18 protein-coding genes are annotated in these 19,515 nt (G+C 62.6%); 16 read left to right on the top strand and 2 right to left on the bottom strand.

The annotated features are described in order from the left end of the window. The first annotated feature begins 27 nt into the window (after nucleotides 1-27). Entirely contained in the window at nucleotides 28-627 is a 600-nt protein-coding gene (locus tag FIV02_RS10980) for an START domain-containing protein (protein ID WP_152488611.1), read from the top strand. A 58-nt stretch (nucleotides 628-685) separates the two neighbouring features. Here FIV02_RS10980 and gltA read toward each other — a convergent pair whose 3' ends face one another. Beyond that, nucleotides 686-1,966, bottom strand: a complete 1,281-nt coding sequence (gene gltA / locus FIV02_RS10985; RefSeq protein WP_037051881.1) for a citrate synthase — start codon at nucleotides 1,964-1,966, stop codon at nucleotides 686-688. A gap of 362 nt (nucleotides 1,967-2,328) precedes the next feature. Here gltA and sdhC point away from each other — a divergent pair, with 362 nt between their 5' ends. The 12 genes from sdhC (at nucleotide 2,329) to FIV02_RS11045 (ending at nucleotide 16,611) form a co-directional block, all read left to right on the top strand. Beyond that, nucleotides 2,329-2,703 carry a succinate dehydrogenase, cytochrome b556 subunit gene (sdhC, locus tag FIV02_RS10990; RefSeq protein WP_037051882.1) on the top strand — a complete coding sequence of 125 codons (375 nt, stop codon included), beginning with the start codon at nucleotides 2,329-2,331 and terminating at the stop codon, nucleotides 2,701-2,703. Further along, nucleotides 2,697-3,065 (top strand): succinate dehydrogenase, hydrophobic membrane anchor protein, encoded by a 369-nt coding sequence (sdhD, locus tag FIV02_RS10995; protein ID WP_152488612.1) that lies wholly within the window; start codon nucleotides 2,697-2,699, stop codon nucleotides 3,063-3,065. The genes sdhC and sdhD overlap by 7 nt, the downstream gene beginning before the upstream one ends. 3 nt (nucleotides 3,066-3,068) lie before the next feature. Further along, nucleotides 3,069-4,841 (top strand): succinate dehydrogenase flavoprotein subunit, encoded by a 1,773-nt coding sequence (gene sdhA, locus FIV02_RS11000; RefSeq protein WP_037051884.1) that lies wholly within the window; start codon nucleotides 3,069-3,071, stop codon nucleotides 4,839-4,841. Nucleotides 4,842-4,852: 11 nt separating this feature from the next. Continuing rightward, nucleotides 4,853-5,560 (top strand): succinate dehydrogenase iron-sulfur subunit, encoded by a 708-nt coding sequence (locus FIV02_RS11005; protein WP_037051885.1) that lies wholly within the window; start codon nucleotides 4,853-4,855, stop codon nucleotides 5,558-5,560. A 249-nt stretch (nucleotides 5,561-5,809) separates the two neighbouring features. Then, complete coding sequence (locus tag FIV02_RS11010; protein ID WP_152488613.1) at nucleotides 5,810-8,641, top strand: 2-oxoglutarate dehydrogenase E1 component; 2,832 nt, start codon at nucleotides 5,810-5,812, stop codon at nucleotides 8,639-8,641. Nucleotides 8,642-8,706: 65 nt separating this feature from the next. After that, nucleotides 8,707-9,936, top strand: a complete 1,230-nt coding sequence (odhB, locus tag FIV02_RS11015) for a 2-oxoglutarate dehydrogenase complex dihydrolipoyllysine-residue succinyltransferase (protein ID WP_037051887.1) — start codon at nucleotides 8,707-8,709, stop codon at nucleotides 9,934-9,936. Nucleotides 9,937-10,002: 66 nt separating this feature from the next. Continuing rightward, the gene (gene lpdA, locus FIV02_RS11020; RefSeq protein WP_037051888.1) at nucleotides 10,003-11,439 is read left to right on the top strand and encodes a dihydrolipoyl dehydrogenase; all 1,437 of its coding nucleotides are present in this window, start codon (nucleotides 10,003-10,005) and stop codon (nucleotides 11,437-11,439) included. 242 nt (nucleotides 11,440-11,681) lie between these two features. Next, nucleotides 11,682-12,848 carry an ADP-forming succinate--CoA ligase subunit beta gene (gene sucC / locus FIV02_RS11025; protein ID WP_037051889.1) on the top strand — a complete coding sequence of 389 codons (1,167 nt, stop codon included), beginning with the start codon at nucleotides 11,682-11,684 and terminating at the stop codon, nucleotides 12,846-12,848. Then, nucleotides 12,848-13,735 (top strand): succinate--CoA ligase subunit alpha, encoded by an 888-nt coding sequence (gene sucD / locus FIV02_RS11030; RefSeq protein WP_037051890.1) that lies wholly within the window; start codon nucleotides 12,848-12,850, stop codon nucleotides 13,733-13,735. Before sucC ends, sucD begins: the two co-directional genes overlap by 1 nt. Before the next feature lie 328 nt (nucleotides 13,736-14,063). Beyond that, nucleotides 14,064-15,377 (top strand): branched-chain amino acid transport system II carrier protein, encoded by a 1,314-nt coding sequence (gene brnQ / locus FIV02_RS11035; protein WP_152488614.1) that lies wholly within the window; start codon nucleotides 14,064-14,066, stop codon nucleotides 15,375-15,377. A 107-nt stretch (nucleotides 15,378-15,484) separates the two neighbouring features. Beyond that, complete coding sequence (locus tag FIV02_RS11040; protein WP_037051894.1) at nucleotides 15,485-16,219, top strand: DUF599 domain-containing protein; 735 nt, start codon at nucleotides 15,485-15,487, stop codon at nucleotides 16,217-16,219. Next, a complete protein-coding gene (locus tag FIV02_RS11045) occupies nucleotides 16,216-16,611 on the top strand; it encodes an MAPEG family protein (RefSeq protein ID WP_047588983.1) in 396 nt (131 codons plus the stop codon). The genes FIV02_RS11040 and FIV02_RS11045 overlap by 4 nt, the downstream gene beginning before the upstream one ends. 41 nt (nucleotides 16,612-16,652) lie before the next feature. On the opposite strand, the gene FIV02_RS11050 is transcribed toward FIV02_RS11045, so the two are convergent. Next, on the bottom strand, nucleotides 16,653-16,949 hold the full coding sequence (locus FIV02_RS11050; RefSeq protein ID WP_047588985.1) for a hypothetical protein: 297 nt from the start codon (nucleotides 16,947-16,949) through the stop codon (nucleotides 16,653-16,655). A 303-nt stretch (nucleotides 16,950-17,252) separates the two neighbouring features. On the opposite strand from FIV02_RS11050, the gene FIV02_RS11055 reads away from it, so the two are divergent. The 3 genes from FIV02_RS11055 (at nucleotide 17,253) to FIV02_RS11065 (ending at nucleotide 19,497) form a co-directional block, all read left to right on the top strand. Then, on the top strand, nucleotides 17,253-17,732 hold the full coding sequence (locus FIV02_RS11055; protein WP_037051900.1) for a PaaI family thioesterase: 480 nt from the start codon (nucleotides 17,253-17,255) through the stop codon (nucleotides 17,730-17,732). Further along, nucleotides 17,729-18,175 carry a PaaI family thioesterase gene (locus FIV02_RS11060; protein ID WP_037051907.1) on the top strand — a complete coding sequence of 149 codons (447 nt, stop codon included), beginning with the start codon at nucleotides 17,729-17,731 and terminating at the stop codon, nucleotides 18,173-18,175. Before FIV02_RS11055 ends, FIV02_RS11060 begins: the two co-directional genes overlap by 4 nt. A 74-nt stretch (nucleotides 18,176-18,249) precedes the next feature. Further along, on the top strand, nucleotides 18,250-19,497 hold the full coding sequence (locus FIV02_RS11065) for an MFS transporter (RefSeq protein ID WP_152488615.1): 1,248 nt from the start codon (nucleotides 18,250-18,252) through the stop codon (nucleotides 19,495-19,497). The last annotated feature ends 18 nt before the right edge of the window (nucleotides 19,498-19,515 follow it).

Below are 19,515 nucleotides of genomic sequence, written 5' to 3' on the forward strand. Positions count from 1 at the left end.
AACACTACCCAGAGAACAGGTTCCAAGATGATCCGTATGTCCGTGTTGGTCGTGATGCTGTGTGCAAGCGCCGCCCAGGCTGCCGAAAGGCAATGGCAGCTGGAGCGTGAGGAGGATGGCGTGCGCGTCTATCTGGCCGACGTGCCGGGCTCCAAGTACAAGGCCTATCGCGGCGTGGTGATGATCAAGGGGGATCTGGCCGCCGTGCAGGCCGCCCAGGAGGATGTCGCCGGCTCCTGTGCCTGGATATTCAGTTGCCAGCAGCAACGCCTGCTCAAGCACGAGGGCGAGGTGAGCGAGGTGTACACGCGCTTCGACATGCCCTGGCCGGTCAAGGCGCGCGACTCGGTGATCGAGGTCACGACGCGCACGGAGGCCGATGGCGCTGTCACGCGGGTGCTGGAGGCGGTGCCGCAGCGCTTGCCGGAAAACGATGATTTCGTGCGGGTGCAGCGGGTCGACGGCCAGTGGCACCTGCAGCCAATGGGCGAGGGCAGGGTAGAGGTGACCTACGAGGTGCATACCGAGCCGGGCGGGAGCGTGCCTTCGTGGCTGGCCAACAGCTTCGTCGTCGACGCGCCGCTGCAGACCTTGCAGGGCTTGCGTGCCCGAGTCGAGGGGCGCTGACGGGCGGGAATGAAAAAAGGCTGCCGGATGGCAGCCTTTCTTGTCGTGCAGCGATCGATCAGCCGCGGTCGGCGGGCAGGTCGCGCTGCTCGTAGCCGGTGTACAGCTGGCGCGGACGGCCGATCTTGTACGGACCGGAGAGCATTTCCTTCCAGTGCGAGATCCAGCCCACGGTGCGTGCCAGGGCGAAGATCACGGTGAACATGGAGGTCGGAATGCCGATGGCCTTGAGGATGATGCCCGAGTAGAAGTCCACGTTCGGGTAGAGGTTGCGCTCCTTGAAGTAAGGATCGTTGCGCGCGATCTCTTCCAGCTTCATGGCCAGCTCCAGCTGCGGATCGTTGATGCCCAGCTCCGCCAGAACCTCGTCGCAGGTCTGCTTCATGACCTTGGCGCGCGGGTCGAAGTTCTTGTACACGCGGTGGCCGAAGCCCATCAGCTTGAACGGGTCATCCTTGTCCTTGGCCTTGGCCACGAACTTCTCGATGTTGTCCACGCTGCCGATCTCGTCGAGCATGGTCAGCACGGCTTCGTTGGCGCCGCCGTGAGCCGGACCCCAGAGCGCGGCGATGCCGGCTGCGATACAGGCGAACGGGTTGGCGCCCGAGGAGCCAGCCAGGCGTACGGTGGAGGTGGAGGCATTCTGCTCGTGATCGGCGTGGAGGATGAAGATCTTGTCCATCGCCTTGGCCAGCACCGGGCTGATCGGTTTGATCTCGCACGGGGTGTTGAACATCATGTGCAGGAAGTTTTCCGCGTAGTTCAGGTCGTTACGCGGGTACATCATGGGCTGGCCCATGGAGTACTTGTAGGTCATCGCGGCGATGGTCGGCATCTTGGCGACCAGGCGCATGGCGGACACTTCACGGTGCTGCGGGTTCTTGATGTCCAGCGAGTCGTGATAGAAAGCGGACAGGGCGCCGACCACGCCGCACATGATGGCCATCGGGTGGGCGTCACGGCGGAAACCGTTGAAGAAGGTCTTCAGCTGCTCGTGAACCATGGTGTGATTCTTGATGGTGCTGACGAACTTGGCCTTCTCTTCCTTGCTCGGCAGTTCGCCGTTGAGCAGCAGGTAGCAGGTTTCCAGGTAGTCGGATTGCTCAGCGAGCTGTTCGATGGGGTAGCCGCGGTGCAGCAGAATCCCTTTGTCGCCGTCGATATAGGTGATCTTCGACTCGCAAGAGGCGGTCGACATGAAACCAGGATCAAATGTGAACCGACCCGTGGCGGTCAGGCTCCGCACATCGATTACATCGGGACCAACAGTGCCGGTCAGAACGGGCAGTTCGACGGGGGCATTGCCCTCGATGATCAACTGCGCTTTTTTGTCAGCCATATGTGGCCTCCTAGTTATGCTTGAAATCATCAGACGGCCCCCCACGCAGGGCCCGCACCACTATAGTGGGATAAATTCGAAAGTCAATTTGCGAGAACCCAGGCAGTAGAAGGGTTTGGGCGGGATTTTCAGCGAAAAAAGGCCGCTATTTACGCCATTTGTTTGCAGGCTGCAATGCGCTTTTTGGGGTAGGCCATTGCATTGTCATTAGTCTGCTAACTGTCTATACTCTGCGCCCGACCGCCAGGGGCTTTGCGGCCATATCATGGCGGTCGTCACTCCTTGGGTGATGGGTACCTGACCAGTGCACTTCCCAACAACTTTGCCCTGAAGTTTAGGGGCTCTCAGTGTGATAAAAAGCCGTGAATAGCCAACGACCTGTAAACCTAGACCTTAGGACTATCAAGCTCCCAATCACCGCTTACACGTCCATTCTTCACCGTATCTCCGGTGTCATCCTCTTTGTCGGTATCGCCATTCTGCTGTTCGGCCTCGACAAGTCGCTGGCGTCCGAAGAGGGCTTCGCCCAGGTGAAAGAATGCCTGACCAGCCCGCTGGCCAAGTTCGTGATCTGGGGTCTTCTGTCCGCTCTGCTGTACCACCTGGTGGCCGGTGTGCGCCACTTGATCATGGACATGGGCATCGGTGAGACGCTGGAAGGCGGCAAGCTGGGCTCGAAAATCGTCATCGCCGTTGCTGCGGTCGTGATCGTGCTGCTGGGGGTATGGATATGGTAACTAATGTCACGAACTTCTCGCGTTCGGGCCTCTATGACTGGATGGCTCAGCGCGTTTCTGCGGTCGTTCTCGCGGCTTACACGCTGTTCCTGCTGGGCTATGTGATCTGCAATCCGGGCATGGGCTACGCCGAATGGCACGGCCTGTTCTCCAGTACCGCAGTGCGCATCTTCAGCCTGCTGGCACTGGTTGCACTGAGCGTGCACGCCTGGGTCGGCATGTGGACCATTTCCACCGACTACCTGACGCCGATGGCGCTGGGCAAGTGGGCGACTGGTGTGCGTTTCCTGTTCCAGGCCGTGTGTGGCATCGCCATGTTCGCGATGTTCGTCTGGGGCGTGCAGATTCTGTGGGGTTTCTGATTCATGTCTAGCATCCGTACTCTTTCCTATGACGCCATCATCGTAGGTGGCGGCGGCGCCGGCATGCGTGCTGCGCTGCAACTGGCCCAGGGCGGTCACAAGACTGCCGTGGTCACCAAGGTGTTCCCGACTCGCTCGCACACCGTTTCCGCCCAGGGTGGCATCACCTGCGCCATCGCTTCGGCCGACCCGAACGACGATTGGCGCTGGCACATGTACGACACCGTCAAGGGCTCCGACTACATCGGTGACCAGGACGCCATCGAATACATGTGCTCCGTTGGTCCGGAAGCCGTGTTCGAGCTCGAGCACATGGGCCTGCCGTTCTCCCGTACCGAACAGGGTCGCATCTACCAGCGTCCGTTCGGTGGCCAGTCCAAGGGTCCGGACAATCCGACCCAGGCTGCTCGTACCTGCGCCGCTGCCGACCGTACCGGTCACGCGCTGCTGCACACCCTGTACCAGGCCAACCTGAAGGCTGGCACCTCGTTTCTCAACGAGTGGTACGCCGTCGACCTGGTGAAGAACCAGGACGGCGCCATCGTCGGCATCATCGCCATCTGCATCGAGACCGGCGAGACCGTATACATCCGCTCCAAGGCTGTGGTCCTGGCCACTGGCGGTGCTGGCCGTATCTACGCCTCCACCACCAACGCCCTGATCAACACCGGTGACGGCGTGGGCATGGCCCTGCGTGCCGGCGTGCCGGTGCAGGACATCGAAATGTGGCAGTTCCACCCGACCGGTATCGCCGGCGCTGGTGTACTGGTCACCGAAGGCTGCCGTGGTGAGGGTGGTTACCTGATCAACGCCCATGGCGAGCGCTTCATGGAGCGCTATGCGCCGAACGCCAAGGACCTCGCCGGTCGTGACGTCGTCGCCCGTTCCATGGTCAAGGAAGTGATCGCCGGCAACGGTGTGGGCCCGAACAAGGACCACGTACTGCTGAAACTCGATCACCTCGGCGAAGAAGTGCTGCACAGCCGCCTGCCGGGCATCTGCGAACTGTCCAAGACCTTTGCGCACGTCGACCCGGTCGTTGCCCCGGTTCCGGTCATCCCGACCTGCCACTACATGATGGGCGGCGTGGCCACCAACATCCATGGCCAGGCCATCACTCAGGACGCCAACGGCAAGGACACCATCATCGAAGGTCTGTTCGCCGTTGGCGAGGTCGCCTGCGTATCGGTGCACGGTGCCAACCGTCTGGGCGGCAACTCGCTGCTCGACCTGGTGGTATTCGGCCGCGCGGCTGGCCTGCACCTGGAAAAAGCGCTCAAGGAAGGTGTCGAGGTGCGTGGCGCCAGCGAAACCGACATCGAGCAGTCGCTGGCCCGTCTGGCCGGCGTCAACGAGCGCAGCACCGGTGAAGAGGTCGCGCCGCTCAAGCGCGAGCTGCAACAGTGCATGCAGAACTACTTCGGTGTATTCCGTACCGGCGAATACATGCAGAAGGGCATCCAACAACTGGCCGACCTGCGCGAGCGTATCGCGACGGTGAAGATCTCCGACAAGAGCCAGGCGTTCAACACTGCGCGTATCGAGGCGCTGGAACTGCAAAACCTGCTCGAAGTCGCCGAAGCGACTGCGGTTGCCGCCGAGGCTCGCAAGGAGTCCCGTGGTGCCCACGCTCGTGAAGACTTCGAAGAGCGCGACGATCAGAACTGGCTGTGCCACTCCCTGTACTTCCCGGGCGAGAAGCGCGTAGCCAAGCGTGACGTGAACTTCGCGCCGAAGACCGTTCCGGCGTTTGAACCCAAGGTTCGGACTTATTAAGGGTGACTGATATGTTGCAAGTCAGTGTTTATCGCTACAACCCGGAGAAAGACGCTGCTCCGTTCATGCAGGACTTCCAGATCGACACCAACGGCAAGGACATCATGGTCCTGGACGTGCTGGCGCTGATCAAGGAACAGGACGAGGGTTTCTCCTATCGTCGTTCCTGCCGTGAAGGCGTGTGCGGCTCCGACGGCATGAACATCAACGGCAAGAACGGTCTGGCCTGCATCACTCCGCTCTCCGCAGCGGGGCTGAAGGGTGGCAAGCTGGTGATTCGTCCGCTGCCGGGGCTGCCGGTCATTCGTGACCTGGTCGTCGACATGAGCATCTTCTACAAGCAGTACGAGAAAGTGCAGCCGTTCCTGCAGAATGACACGCCGGCTCCGGCCATCGAGCGTCTGCAGTCGCCGGAAGAGCGTGAGAAGCTCGACGGCCTGTACGAGTGCATCCTGTGCGCTTGCTGCTCGACCAGCTGCCCGTCGTTCTGGTGGAATCCGGACAAGTTCCTCGGTCCCGCTGCGCTGCTGCAGGCCTATCGTTTCCTGGCCGACAGTCGCGACACCAAGACCTCCGAGCGTCTGGCGTCCCTGGATGATCCGTTCAGTGTGTTCCGCTGCCGCGGCATCATGAACTGCGTCAACGTTTGCCCGAAAGGCCTGAACCCGACCAAGGCCATCGGTCACGTGCGCAACATGCTGCTGCAGAGCGGTACCTGATTCGCAAGTTGCTATACCTGTAACACCTGCGGGACCGACTCAGGTCGGTTTCGCAGCAAAAGCCAGAACCGCAGCCCACAAAGCCGCGGTTCATACTCGAAAAATATGACGACCAGCAGGGGCATCCGGGCTGGTACCCGGGCTATCTGCGGGAACCCAAGTGGCTGTATCCGAGTCGCAGCATCATGACTTCGATCGGGCCATGCGGTTTTCACGCCGGTGGTGTCCCCTTACCGAGGGTGACCAAGCATGCAAGAAAGCGTGATGCAGCGCATGTGGGACAGTGCCCACCTATCCGGTGGCAACGCTGCCTACGTGGAAGAGCTCTACGAGCTCTACCTGCACGATCCCAACGCTGTGCCAGAAGAGTGGCGCACTTACTTCCAGAAGTTGCCGACCGACGGCAGCGCTGCAACGGACGTATCGCATTCGACCATTCGCGATCATTTCGTCCTGCTCGCCAAGAATTCGCGTCGTGCCCAGCCGGTTTCCGCCGGGGCCGTCAGCAGCGAGCACGAGAAAAAGCAGGTGGAAGTGCTGCGTCTGATCCAGGCCTACCGCATGCGTGGCCATCAGGCCGCCCAGCTCGACCCTCTGGGTCTGTGGGTGCGCACTGCGCCGTCTGATCTGTCGATCAATCACTACGGTCTGACCGATGCGGATCTGGATACCACGTTCCGTACTGGCGAACTGTACATCGGCAAAGAAGAAGCAACGCTACGCGAAATCCGCGATGCGCTGCAGCAGACATATTGTCGCACCATCGGGGCCGAGTTCACCCACATCGTCGATTCCGGTCAGCGCAACTGGTTCGCCCAGCGCCTGGAAAGCGTACGCGGTCGCCCGCAGTTTTCCGCCGAGGTTCAGGCGCACGTGCTCGAGCGCGTCACCGCTGCCGAAGGCCTGGAGAAGTACCTGGGCACCAAGTACCCGGGCACCAAGCGTTTCGGCCTGGAAGGTGGCGAGAGCCTGATCCCGCTGCTGGATGAGATCATCCAGCGCTCCGGTTCCTACGGCACCAAGGAAATCGTCATCGGCATGGCCCACCGTGGCCGTCTGAACGTACTGGTCAACACCTTCGGCAAGAACCCGCGCGACCTGTTCGACGAGTTCGAAGGCAAGAAGACCGAGGGCCTGTCCTCCGGTGACGTCAAGTACCACCAGGGTTTCTCGTCCAACGTGATGACCCAGGGTGGCGAAGTGCACCTGGCGCTGGCATTCAACCCCTCGCACCTGGAAATCGTTTCCCCGGTGGTCGAGGGCTCGGTACGTGCCCGTCAGGATCGCCGCAGCGATGCCGGTGGTGAGAAGGTCCTGCCGATCTCCATCCACGGCGACGCGGCTTTCGCCGGTCAGGGCGTGGTCATGGAAACCTTCCAGATGTCGCAGACCCGCGGCTACAAGACTGGCGGCACCATCCACATCGTGATCAACAACCAGGTCGGCTTCACCATCAGCAACCCGCTGGATGCGCGCTCCACCGAGTACGCTACCGACGTGGCCAAGATGATCCAGGCGCCGATCTTCCACGTGAACGGCGATGATCCGGAAGCGGTGCTGTTCGTCACCCAGCTGGCCGTCGACTACCGCATGCAGTACAAGCGTGACGTGGTCATCGACCTGGTCTGCTACCGCCGCCGTGGTCACAACGAGGCCGACGAGCCGAACGGCACCCAGCCGCTGATGTACCAGCAGATCTCCAAGCAGCGCACCACCCGTGAGCTGTACGCGGATGCCCTGATTGCGGCCGGCGTGCAGAGCAACGACGACGTGCAGGCCAAGATCGACGAGTACCGCACCGCGCTGGACAACGGTCAGCACGTGGTCAAGAGCCTGGTCAAGGAGCCCAACAAGGAACTGTTCGTCGACTGGCGTCCGTACCTGGGCCACGCCTGGACCGCGCGTCACGACACGCGTTTCGACCTCAAGACCCTGCAGGATCTGTCCTCCAAGCTGCTGGAAATCCCGGAAGGCTTCGTCGTCCAGCGTCAGGTCGCGAAGATTCTCGAGGATCGCCAGAAGATGGGCGCCGGTGGCCTGCCGATCAACTGGGGCTTCGCCGAGACCATGGCCTACGCCACGCTGCTGGTCGAAGGTCACCCGATCCGCATGACCGGCCAGGATATCGGCCGTGGCACCTTCTCGCACCGCCACGCGGTGCTGCACAACCAGAAGGACGCCGCGACCTACGTTCCGCTGAAGAACCTGTACGAAGGTCAGCCGAAGTTCGAGCTGTACGACTCCTACCTCTCCGAGGAAGCCGTACTGGCCTTCGAATACGGCTACGCCACTACCACGCCGAACGCGCTGGTGATCTGGGAAGCCCAGTTCGGCGACTTCGCCAACGGTGCCCAGGTGGTGTTCGACCAGTTCATCTCCAGCGGCGAGCATAAGTGGGGTCGTCTCTGCGGCCTGACCGTCCTGCTGCCGCATGGTTACGAAGGGCAGGGGCCTGAGCACAGCTCGGCGCGTCTGGAGCGTTACCTGCAGCTGTGCGCCGAGCACAACATGCAGGTCTGCGTACCGACCACCCCGGCACAGGTCTACCACATGCTGCGTCGCCAGGTGATCCGTCCGCTGCGCAAGCCGCTGGTGGTGCTGACGCCGAAGTCGCTGCTGCGCCACAAGCTGGCCATCTCGACCCTGGACGATCTGGCCGAAGGCTCCTTCCAGACCGTCATCGGCGAGATCGATGGGCTGGATCCGAAGAAGGTCGAGCGTCTGGTCCTGTGCAGCGGCAAGGTCTACTACGACCTGCTGGAGAAGCGTCGTGCCGAGGGCCGCGAAGATATCGCCATCGTGCGTATCGAGCAGCTCTACCCGTTCCCGGAAGAGGACCTGGCCGAGGCGCTGGCACCGTACAAGAACCTCAAGCACATCGTCTGGTGTCAGGAAGAACCGATGAACCAGGGAGCCTGGTACTGCAGCCAGCACCACATGCGTCGCGTCGCCACTGCGCACAAGAAGGCCTTGTTCCTCGAGTACGCCGGTCGTGATGCGTCGGCAGCGCCGGCTTGCGGTTATGCCTCGATGCACGCCGAGCAGCAGGAAAAACTGCTGCAGGACGCCTTTACTGTTTAACGCCTTCATCCGCCAGGTGGCAGGTGCCACCTGGCGGTAAAACCGAATTTAAGGAAACGCATACAATGGCTATCGAGATCAAAGCCCCAACCTTCCCGGAATCGGTTGCCGACGGCACCGTGGCCACCTGGCACAAGAAGCCGGGCGAAGCGGTCAAGCGCGATGAGCTGATCGTCGACATCGAAACCGACAAGGTGGTGATCGAAGTCCTGGCCGAGGCCGATGGTGTCCTGGCTGAAGTCATCAAGAACGAAGGCGACACCGTTCTGTCCAACGAGCTGCTGGGCAAGCTGACCGAAGGTGGCGCTGCCGCCGCTGCTCCGGCTGCCGCTCCGGCCGCTGCCGCTGCGCCTGCCCAGGCTGCTGCTCCGGCCGCTGCTGGCGGTGACGATGCGATCCTGTCCCCGGCTGCGCGCAAGCTGGCCGAAGAGAACGGCATCGACCCGAACAGCATCGCCGGCACCGGCAAGGGTGGCCGCGTGACCAAGGAAGACGTGGTCGCCGCCGTCGAAGCCAAGAAGAACGCTCCGGCCGCTGCTGCCAAGCCGGCTGCCGCTCCGGCCGCTGCTGCTCCGGTAGTCGCCACTGGCGACCGTACCGAGAAGCGCGTGCCGATGACCCGCCTGCGCGCCAAGATCGCCGAGCGTCTGGTCGAGGCGCAGTCCTCCATGGCCATGCTGACCACCTTCAACGAAGTCGACATGACCGAAGTCATGGCGCTGCGTTCGAAGTACAAGGACCTGTTCGAGAAGTCCCACAACGGCGTACGCCTGGGCTTCATGTCGTTCTTCGTCAAGGCGGCTACCGAGGCGCTGAAGCGCTTCCCGGCGGTCAACGCCTCGATCGACGGCAACGACATCGTTTACCACGGCTATGCCGACGTCGGCGTTGCCGTATCCAGCGACCGTGGCCTGGTGGTCCCGGTTCTGCGCAACGCCGAGCTGATGAGCCTGGCTGAAATCGAGAACGGCATTGCCACCTTCGGCAAGAAGGCCCGTGACGGCAAGCTGGCGATCGAAGAAATGACCGGCGGCACCTTCACCATCACCAACGGTGGTACCTTCGGTTCGATGATGTCGACTCCGATCGTCAACCCGCCGCAGGCCGCCATCCTGGGTATGCACAACATCATCCAGCGTCCGATGGCGATCAACGGCCAGGTGGTGATCCGCCCGATGATGTATCTGGCGCTGTCTTACGACCACCGCCTGATCGATGGTAAGGAAGCCGTGACCTTCCTGGTGACCATCAAGAACTTGCTTGAAGACCCGGCTCGCCTGCTGCTGGACATCTAAAAGCCAGTCTCCTCCACGGCGGCCCTGTTTACAGGGCCGTCCGGTTTATTCGAGAAGGAATACGTTATGACCCAGAAATTCGACGTGGTAGTCATCGGTGCCGGCCCTGGTGGCTATGTTGCCGCCATCAAAGCAGCGCAACTCGGTCTGAAGACCGCCTGTATCGAAAAATATCAGGGCAAGGACGGCAAGACCGCCCTCGGCGGCACCTGCCTGAACGTCGGCTGCATCCCCTCCAAGGCGCTGCTGGACAGCTCCTGGAAGTACCACGAAGCGAAGGAAGGTTTCGCCGTTCACGGCATCGAAGCCAAGGGCGTGACCATCGACGTTCCGGCGATGATCGGGCGCAAGGCCACCATCGTGAAGAACCTGACCGGTGGTATCGCCTCGCTGTTCAAGGCGAACGGCGTGACCCTGCTGGAAGGCCACGGCAAGCTGCTGGCTGGCAAGCAGGTCGAAGTGACTGGCACCGACGGCAAGACCCAGGTGGTCGAAGGCGCCCACGTGATCATCGCTTCCGGCTCCAAGCCGGTCGAGATTCCGCCGGCTCCGGTCGATCAGGACGTCATCGTCGACTCCACCGGCGCCCTGGAATTCCAGAGCGTACCGAAGAAGCTGGGCGTCATCGGCGCTGGCGTGATCGGTCTGGAGCTGGGCTCGGTATGGGCCCGTCTGGGTTCCGAAGTCACCGTGCTCGAAGCGATGGACAAGTTCCTCGCCGCTGCTGACGAGCAGATCGCCAAGGAAGCCCAGAAGACCCTGACCAAGCAGGGCCTGGACATCCGCCTGGGCGCTCGCGTCACCGGTTCGGAAGTCAAGAAGAAGCAGGTCACCGTCAGCTTCACCGACGCCAACGGCGAGCAGAAGATGGTCTTCGACAAGCTGATCGTGGCCGTGGGCCGTCGTCCGGTGACCACCGATCTGCTGGCCGCCGACAGCGGCGTGGACCTGGACGAGCGTGGTTTCATCTACGTCAACGATCAGTGCGAAACCAGCGTACCGGGCGTCTACGCCATCGGTGACGTGGTGCGTGGCGCCATGCTCGCGCACAAGGCCTCGGAAGAGGGCGTGATGGTCGCCGAGCGTATCGCCGGCCACAAGGCGCAGATGAACTACGACCTGATCCCGTCGGTCATCTACACCCACCCGGAAATCGCATGGGTCGGCAAGACCGAGCAGCAGCTGAAAGGTGAGGGCGTTGCCATCAACATCGGTACCTTCCCGTTCGCTGCCAGCGGCCGTGCCATGGCTGCCAACGACACCGGCGGCCTGGTCAAGGTCATCGCCGATGCCAACACCGACCGCGTACTGGGCGTTCACGTGATCGGCCCAAGCGCTGCCGAGCTGGTACAGCAAGGCGCCATCGGTATGGAATTCGGCACCAGCGCCGAAGACCTGGGCATGATGGTCTTCTCGCACCCGACCCTGTCCGAGGCGCTGCACGAAGCGGCCCTGGCAGTGAACGGTGGCGCGATCCACATCGCCAACCGCAAGAAGCGCTAAGTGTGAAAGGTGGTCGGCATCTGCCGGCCACCCGAGTTGTTGTAAGCCGCCGTGGTAGGTGGGGCGTCGCGTAATCGCCTCATCGTCGCGGTGGTTTTTGCAAGCAGAACCACGGCGGGTGGCCCGCGTCGAGCTCGACTCGCAGCGGAATGCCCGGCGGACTGCCTCGGCAGTCACAGGTGGCGCGGTATCAAAAGTACAGCGCCGAATGCGCAATACCTAAACGAAGACGGTAGACAAGCATGAATCTTCACGAGTATCAGGGTAAGCAGCTGTTCGCTGAATACGGCCTGCCTGTATCCAAGGGCTTCGCGGTAGACACCCCGGAAGAAGCCGCAGAAGCCTGCGAAAAAATCGGCGGCAGCGAGTGGGTCGTCAAGGCCCAGGTCCACGCCGGTGGCCGCGGTAAAGCCGGTGGCGTAAAACTGGTCAAGAGCAAGGAAGACGCCAAAGCCTTCGCCGCCAACTGGTTGGGCAAGCGTCTGGTGACTTACCAGACTGACGCCAATGGTCAGCCGGTCAGCAAAATCCTGGTCGAATCCTGCACCGACATCGCCAAGGAACTGTACCTGGGCGCTGTAGTGGACCGCTCCAGCCGTCGCATCGTGTTCATGGCGTCCACCGAAGGTGGCGTGGACATCGAGAAAGTGGCCCACGAAACCCCTGAGAAGATCCTCAAGGCCACCGTCGATCCGCTGGTCGGCGCTCAGCCGTACCAGGGTCGCGAGCTGGCTTTCCAGCTGGGCCTGGAAGGCAAGCAGGTCGCTCAGTTCGCCAAGATCTTCGTAGGTCTGGCCAAGCTGTTCAAAGATCACGATCTGGCTCTGCTGGAAGTCAACCCGCTGGTCATCAAGGCCGACGGCGACCTGCACTGCCTGGACGCGAAGATCAACATCGACGCTAACGCCATGTACCGTCAGCCGAAGCTGAAGACCTTCCACGACCCGTCGCAAGACGATCCTCGTGAAGCCCACGCTGCCAGCTTCGAGCTGAACTACGTGGCCCTGGAAGGCAACATCGGCTGCATGGTCAACGGTGCCGGCCTGGCCATGGGTACCATGGACATCGTCAACCTGCACGGCGGCAAGCCAGCCAACTTCCTCGACGTAGGTGGCGGCGCGACCAAAGAGCGCGTGACCGAAGCCTTCAAGATCATCCTGTCCGACAGCAACGTTGCTGCCGTTCTGGTGAACATCTTCGGCGGTATCGTTCGTTGCGACATGATTGCCGAAGGCATCATCGGCGCCGTGAAAGAAGTCGGCGTGAAGATCCCGGTGGTCGTCCGCCTGGAAGGTAACAACGCCGAGCTGGGCGCCAAGGTCCTGGCTGAAAGCGGCCTGAACATCATCGCGGCAACCAGCCTGACCGACGCTGCTCAGCAAGTCGTCAAAGCTGCGGAGGGCAAGTAATGAGCGTCCTGATCAATAAAGACACCAAAGTCATCTGCCAGGGCTTCACCGGCTCGCAGGGTACTTTCCACTCCGAACAAGCCATCGCCTACGGCACCAAGATGGTTGGCGGCGTGACTCCGGGCAAAGGTGGTACTACCCACCTGGGCCTGCCAGTGTTCAACACTGTGAAAGAAGCCGTCGAAGCCACCGGCGCTGACGCTTCGGTCATCTACGTTCCGGCTCCGTTCTGCAAGGACTCGATCCTGGAAGCTGCATTCGGCGGCATCAAGCTGATCGTCTGCATCACCGAAGGCATTCCTACCCTGGACATGCTGGATGCCAAAGTCATCTGCGACGAGCTGGGCATTACCCTGATCGGCCCGAACTGCCCGGGCGTGATCACTCCCGGCGAGTGCAAGATCGGCATCATGCCGGGTCACATCCACCTGCCAGGCAAGGTAGGCATCGTGTCGCGTTCCGGCACCCTGACCTATGAAGCCGTCAAGCAGACCACCGACGCCGGTTTCGGCCAGTCCACCTGCGTGGGCATCGGCGGTGACCCCATCCCGGGCTCCAACTTCATCGACATCCTGAAGCTGTTCCAGGAAGATCCGAAGACCGAAGCGATCGTCATGATCGGTGAGATCGGCGGTTCGGCTGAAGAAGAAGCGGCTGCCTACATCAAGGCCAACGTCACCAAGCCTGTAGTTTCCTACATCGCTGGTGTGACCGCTCCTCCCGGCAAGCGCATGGGCCACGCTGGCGCCATCATCTCCGGCGGCAAGGGCACTGCAGACGAGAAGTTCGCTGCACTGCAGGACGCGGGTGTGAAAACCGTGCGTTCCCTGGCTGACATCGGCAAGGCCCTGGCCGAGCTGACCGGTTGGGAAGTCAAGAACGCCTAAGCGTTCCTGATGCTCGCAAAAAGGCCACCTTCGGGTGGCCTTTTTGTTTTTCTGCCCGCTCTGGCACGGCGCGGCGTGAGCAGCCGCATGGAAATGCACGGTAACTGTTGCTGAGGCGACAGGCAGTTACGCCAGTTCGACAGCTCGTCCGGCAACTGTGCTGCTGCTGCGCGGTTTTCGCTAGTATGCGCGGCTTATCGTGTCCGTGGCGCCACAAGCGCCTGGCGATACCAGCAGTGGTTCGAGCCAAAACGCTCGGGCGACGTTTCCCTGATCCCTGAGGAAACCCCCGCAACTCTTCGATTTCCTGCCCGTGGTATTCCCCTCTATGACTCGTTTGAAAGGCTCGGATCTCCTGGCCCTTGGCTTCATGACATTTGCGCTGTTCCTTGGCGCCGGCAACATCATCTTTCCGCCCAGCGCCGGCCTGGCTGCCGGGGCCAACCTGCTGCCTGCCGCAGTCGGCTTTCTCCTCACCGGTGTCGGGCTGCCGCTGCTGACCGTCGTGGCGCTGGCCCGTGTCGGCGGCGGCATGGACCTGCTCACCGCGCCGCTGGGCAAGGTCGCCGGTGCGATCCTGGCCGTGGCGGTGTACCTGGCCATCGGGCCGTTGTTCGCCACGCCACGCACGGCGGTGGTGTCGTTCGAGATGGGCATCGCCCCGTTCGCCGGCAACGAGGGCACGCCGCTGCTGATCTACACCCTGGTCTATTTCGCTGCCGTCCTGTTCCTCTCGCTCAACCCCGGGCAACTGGTCGACCGTATCGGCAAGTTCATCACTCCGGTATTGCTGGCTGCGCTGCTGGTACTGGGCGGTGCCGCGCTGTTCGCACCGGCTGGCGAGATCGGCGTGGTCGCCGACAGCTATCGCGAGGCGCCCCTGGTGCAGGGTTTCCTCCAGGGCTACCTGACCATGGACACCCTCGGTGCCCTGGTATTCGGTATCGTCATCGCCAGTGCCATCCGTGACCGTGGTGTCACCGACGGCGCCCTGGTGACCCGCTACTCGATCGTCGCCGGGGTGATCGCCGCCATCGGCCTGTCGCTGGTGTACCTGGCGCTGTTCTACCTCGGCGCCACCAGCCAGGGCATCGCCGGTGATGCGGAAAATGGCGTGCAGGTCCTGACCACCTACGTCCAGCACACCTTCGGTACCACCGGCAGCCTGCTGCTGGCCGTGGTCATCACCCTGGCCTGCCTGACCACCGCCGTCGGCCTGCTGACCGCTTGCGGCGAGTTCTTCAGCAAGCTGCTGCCGGTGTCGTATCGCAGCGTGGTGATCGTTTTCGGCCTGTTCAGCCTGATCGTGGCCAACCAGGGCCTGACCCAGCTGATCAGCTTCTCCATCCCGGTGCTGGTCGGCCTCTATCCGCTGGCGATCGTGCTGGTCGCCCTGAGCCTGGCCAACCGCCTGTGGCTTTCGCAGTCCCTGGTTTTCGTGCCGGTGATGGCGGTGACGCTGATCTTCGGCGTGGCCGATGGCGTCGCAGCGACGCCGTGGGCAGACAAGGTGCCGGCGTGGTTCGGCCAGTTGCCGCTGGCAGGGCAGAGCCTGGGCTGGCTGCTGCCGGTGGCGATCACGCTGGCGCTGGTCGTGGTGCTCGACCGCATCCTCGGTCTGCGCCAGGGCGCCACTGCCTGAGGCACGTCGCCGTCAAAGCAAGGCCGCCCACGAGGCGGCCTTCTTTTTGTCGAACAAGTCGCCTGGCGCTCTGGCTATAATCCGCGGCAGTCATACAAGGAGTTGGCATGCTCGACAGCTACCCGTACCTGCCTCACTTTCTCGCCGTGCTCTGGTTCGTCCTGTGCTGGGGCGGCTACACCCGCTACGCGTCCTGGAAGGGCCGGACCACGCCCTGTCTCGCCAGCGTGCTGCACCTGTACCGCGAGGACTGGATGCGCCGCATGCTGTTGCGCGAGAACCGCATTGCCGATGCCAACGTGATCGGCAATCTGGAGCGCAACGCGTCGTTCTTCGCCTCCAGCACGCTGATCATCCTGGCCGGTATCCTCACCGTGCTCGGCGCGTCCGACCGGGCCCTTTCGCTGCTGGCCGACATTCCCTTCGTGCAACCGGCCAGCCGCGGCCTGTCCGAGATCAAGCTGCTGTGCCTGGGGGTGATTTTCGTCTACGCCTTCTTCACCTTCAGCTGGTGCATGCGTCAGTACAACTTCGCTGCGGTGCTGGTCGGTTCGGCGCCGATGGTGGGGGAGCGCCATGTCACCGAGCAGGAGCGCAAGGCGTTCGCCGAGCGCACCGCGCGGGTCATCTCGATGGCCGCGAACCAGTTCAACTTCGGTCTGCGTGCCTATTATTTCGGGATGTCGACGCTGGCCTGGTTCATCAACCCCTGGTTCTTCATGCTGGTGACCACCGGCGTGGTGCTGATCCTCTACCGCCGCGAGTTCCATTCGGATGTACTGGAAGTGATGGTCTATACCCCAACACCGGCTACGGACGTGGCCAAGGAGAAGAGTGAATGAGTCTGCCGTTCTGGTGTGTGTTCATCAGTGCCCTGTTGATCTTCATCGCCAAGGCGCCGGTCGCCAAGGCGATGGCCAAGGAGGGTGGTGGTCGCTACGACAACCACCATCCGCGCGCGCAGCAGGCGCGTCTTACCGGCTTTGGCGCACGTGCGCTGGCCGCGCACCTGAACAGCATCGAGGCCTTCCCGCTGTTCGCCGTCGGCGTGTTGATGGCGCATGTCACCCAGACCTACGGTGTGCTCGTCGACGTGCTGGCGGTGACCTTCGTCGTCAGTCGCGTGCTGTACCTGCTGCTCTACTGGTGGGACCTGCACTGGCAGCGCAGCCTGGTCTGGGTCGTGGGCCTGGCGTGCAGCCTGCTGCTGATGATCAGCCCGGCATTGAAATGAAAAAGGCCCGCAATGCGGGCCTTTTCGCAGGTGCCTGAGGCTTATTCGCCGTCCACGACGTCCTTGGCCTTGTTGCCGGCATCTTCGAGGGCGTTGGCCGCGTCGTCGGCTGCATTCTCGATCTTCTCGCCGGTAGTGGGCTCGTTGCCCAGGGCCTCGTTGGTTTTCTGCTCGATGGCTTCGCCGGTTTCCTCGGCCGCATTGCCCAGATTCTCCATGGCTTCGGAGACTGACTCCTTGGCTGACTCCATCTTGTCTTCCGGGGTTTTCTCGCAGGCGGCGAGACCCAGGGCGGTGGCAAGCAGAAGGGCATAAGTCAGAGGTTTGTTCACAGTCATCACTCCATGTGTGAGAGTTATAGGTGGCTGGGTTGACCCCAAGAGCGCACACCCACTCTGAACCTTGATCGACTGCGCAAGTTCCCTGCGTTTTCGTTTCGCTGGCACGACGCCGGTGTGAGGCAGCGCCTCGAGGCGCTATGATGCGCAGCCCTTTTTGCAGCCTGCCAGCGCGCGTGTCGGGCCATTGCGCCGCGCCGGCGCCGCCCGGAAACGCGCCTGGCAGCTGCGATCCATTGTCCAACGCATGCGGACGTCAGGAGTGCCCCAGGCATTGCTGCTGGTGCGGTCGGGAGTAGAGAGATGAGTGAACAGTCGATTGAGGATCGCGCGCAGCGGTTTCTTGCTGCATTGCGTCATTGTCAGGTGCTCGGCATGGCGGTCGAGCGCGCTGACAGCAAGGGCCTGACCCTGCGCCTGCCGTACGCGCCGCACATCGTCGGCAATCCGGATACCGGCGTCATCCATGGCGGGGCGATCACCACGCTGATGGACACCACCTGCGGCATCTCCACCGTGTGCGTGCTACCCGAGTTCGAGATCTGCCCGACGCTGGACCTGCGCATCGACTACATGCATCCCGCCGAGCCGGGCAAGGATGTGTTCGGTTTCGCCGAGTGCTATCGCGTGACGCCCAACGTCATCTTCACCCGTGGCTACGCCTATCAGGATGACCCCGAGCAGCCCATCGCCCACGTGGTCGGCGCCTTCATGCGCATGGGCAAGGCCGCGCAAGGCGGCGGAGAGCTGAAACAAGACATTCAGCAGGGTGGTGCGGCATGAGCGAGCTCAACCTGGAGCAGCTGGTCGCACGCGCGCACCAGCAGAACGACTACGATCCGCTGATCAGCCTGATCCCCTACGCCAAGCTGCTGGGGATCGAGTGCCTGCGCCTGGGCGACGACATGGTCTTTCGCCTGCCGGCCAATCGCGACTGCATCGGCAACCCGGTGCTGCCGGCGCTGCATGGCGGCGTGATCGCCGGGTTCATGGAGCATGCCGCCATGCTGCATCTGCTGATGTTCATGGGAATTCCACATTTGCCGAAAATCATCGACTTCTCGATAGATTACCTGCGCGCCGGCCATTATCGTGACACCTATGCGCAGTGCCAGGTCTGGCGCCAGGGGCGACGGGTCGCCAACGTGGCGATCAATGCCTGGCAGACCAGCCAGACCGAGCCGATTGCCACAGCCCGTGCCCATTTCAAGGTCGATGAGCCCTGAGCCCTTGTCGAGGTGATTGCTTGCATGACGGAACGGATCGGTAGCGCAGCGAAATGATGACAAGGAATCTGTAGATGGATGCGTTGCTGATAATCGGTGGTCTGCTGTTGATGCTGGCCGGTCTGGTCTGGCTGGTCATGCGGGCCTTCGCCACGAGCCTGCTGTGGGGGTGGGGCAGCCTGCTGCCGCCGCTCACCCTGATCTACGTGGTGCGCCATTGGGCGCGCGCGCGCAGTGCCGTGATGCTCATCGGCCTGGGGGTGATCCCGCTGGTGGTCGGTTTCACCTTGCTCGCCAGCAAGGATGCCGAACGGCTTGCCGCGATCGCTCGCCTCGACTGGCTGAAGCCCGAAGCCCAGGCACCGGCCGAACTGGCCATCGATCTGGATGGCGAGCTCAACGGCCAAGCGTTTCGGCCGCAACAGGGCGAGCTGATCGATGGCGTGCTGAGCCTGCGTGAAGGGCTCGACTTCTTTGCCCTGCGCGAACTGAGCATCCGTTTGCCACAGCCTGTCGAAGGCCCCGTGCGCATCGACGTTCTGCCGCAGGACAGCGGCGATCTGCCCGAGGTGGAACTGAGCTGGCTGCTTCCGGAGCAGGACCTGCCCGAGGCGCGGCGCCTGAGCCGAGGCTACACCCTGCACCTGGATCTGCAGCCGCAGGCGCCGAATCGCCTGGTCGGTGACTTTCACCTGGTCCTGCCGCCGCGCTTCAAGACCAGCCTGAGTGGCCGTGTCGAGCTCTATCGTGACCGCCTGCGCTATGTCGACGGTCAGGTCGACAGGCGTTTCGACTCGCGCGACACCGTTGCCCATGTCCTGCAGGACTACCTGCAACGACGCTTCGCCAGCCGCGATGTACATGACCTGAAGCTGCCGCCGTTCACCTTTGGCGGCGACCGCCTGGAGCTGGAGGTCGAGGCCCGGGTCGAGCAGCGCGACGAACGCCTGGCGCTGCGCCTGCACAAGAGCGCCAGCCAGGGCTGGAGTGTCGAAGGCGACCATTTCCCGGCGCTGCCCAAGGCCACCGTGGCGCAGGCCGCGCCGCCGTCCGAGGCGACCCTGACGGAGGAGCGCCTCAGCCGGCGTATCGATCGTCGTCAGCGCTTCAGCCTGGCACGCCTGCAGCGCAACCCGGAGCAGTACCGCAACCTCAGCATGCGCCTCAAGCGCGCCAGCGGGGGCACCGTGGAGGGGCGCTTCGTCGGCGTCGACGACGACGGCAGTATCCGCATCAGCCAGCAACTGGGCAGCGGCGGCGGGCAGGCCAGCTTCAGCTTCAAGCCGCAGGAGATCGGCAACCTGGAGCTGCTGGAACCCTAGGCCCTTGAAATCCATCAG

This window comes from Pseudomonas sp. THAF187a (assembly GCF_009363395.1).
GTDB lineage: Bacteria > Pseudomonadota > Gammaproteobacteria > Pseudomonadales > Pseudomonadaceae > Aquipseudomonas > Aquipseudomonas khazarica.

Bases quoted from the DNA above. Each gene is read 5' to 3' on its own strand.
- brnQ (WP_152488614.1), top strand. From the start codon at position 14,064: ATGACTCGTTTGAAAGGCTCGGATCTCCTGGCCCTTGGCTTCATGACA.
- FIV02_RS11065 (WP_152488615.1), top strand. From the start codon at position 18,250: ATGGATGCGTTGCTGATAATCGGTGGTCTGCTGTTGATGCTGGCCGGT.
- FIV02_RS10980 (WP_152488611.1), top strand. From the start codon at position 28: ATGATCCGTATGTCCGTGTTGGTCGTGATGCTGTGTGCAAGCGCCGCC.
- FIV02_RS11050 (WP_047588985.1), bottom strand. From the start codon at position 16,949: ATGACTGTGAACAAACCTCTGACTTATGCCCTTCTGCTTGCCACCGCC.
- sucC (WP_037051889.1), top strand. From the start codon at position 11,682: ATGAATCTTCACGAGTATCAGGGTAAGCAGCTGTTCGCTGAATACGGC.
- FIV02_RS11005 (WP_037051885.1), top strand. From the start codon at position 4,853: ATGTTGCAAGTCAGTGTTTATCGCTACAACCCGGAGAAAGACGCTGCT.
- FIV02_RS11010 (WP_152488613.1), top strand. From the start codon at position 5,810: ATGCAAGAAAGCGTGATGCAGCGCATGTGGGACAGTGCCCACCTATCC.
- FIV02_RS11040 (WP_037051894.1), top strand. From the start codon at position 15,485: ATGCTCGACAGCTACCCGTACCTGCCTCACTTTCTCGCCGTGCTCTGG.
- FIV02_RS11055 (WP_037051900.1), top strand. From the start codon at position 17,253: ATGAGTGAACAGTCGATTGAGGATCGCGCGCAGCGGTTTCTTGCTGCA.
- gltA (WP_037051881.1), bottom strand. From the start codon at position 1,966: ATGGCTGACAAAAAAGCGCAGTTGATCATCGAGGGCAATGCCCCCGTC.
- FIV02_RS11045 (WP_047588983.1), top strand. From the start codon at position 16,216: ATGAGTCTGCCGTTCTGGTGTGTGTTCATCAGTGCCCTGTTGATCTTC.
- sdhD (WP_152488612.1), top strand. From the start codon at position 2,697: ATGGTAACTAATGTCACGAACTTCTCGCGTTCGGGCCTCTATGACTGG.
- sucD (WP_037051890.1), top strand. From the start codon at position 12,848: ATGAGCGTCCTGATCAATAAAGACACCAAAGTCATCTGCCAGGGCTTC.
- sdhA (WP_037051884.1), top strand. From the start codon at position 3,069: ATGTCTAGCATCCGTACTCTTTCCTATGACGCCATCATCGTAGGTGGC.
- lpdA (WP_037051888.1), top strand. From the start codon at position 10,003: ATGACCCAGAAATTCGACGTGGTAGTCATCGGTGCCGGCCCTGGTGGC.
- odhB (WP_037051887.1), top strand. From the start codon at position 8,707: ATGGCTATCGAGATCAAAGCCCCAACCTTCCCGGAATCGGTTGCCGAC.
- FIV02_RS11060 (WP_037051907.1), top strand. From the start codon at position 17,729: ATGAGCGAGCTCAACCTGGAGCAGCTGGTCGCACGCGCGCACCAGCAG.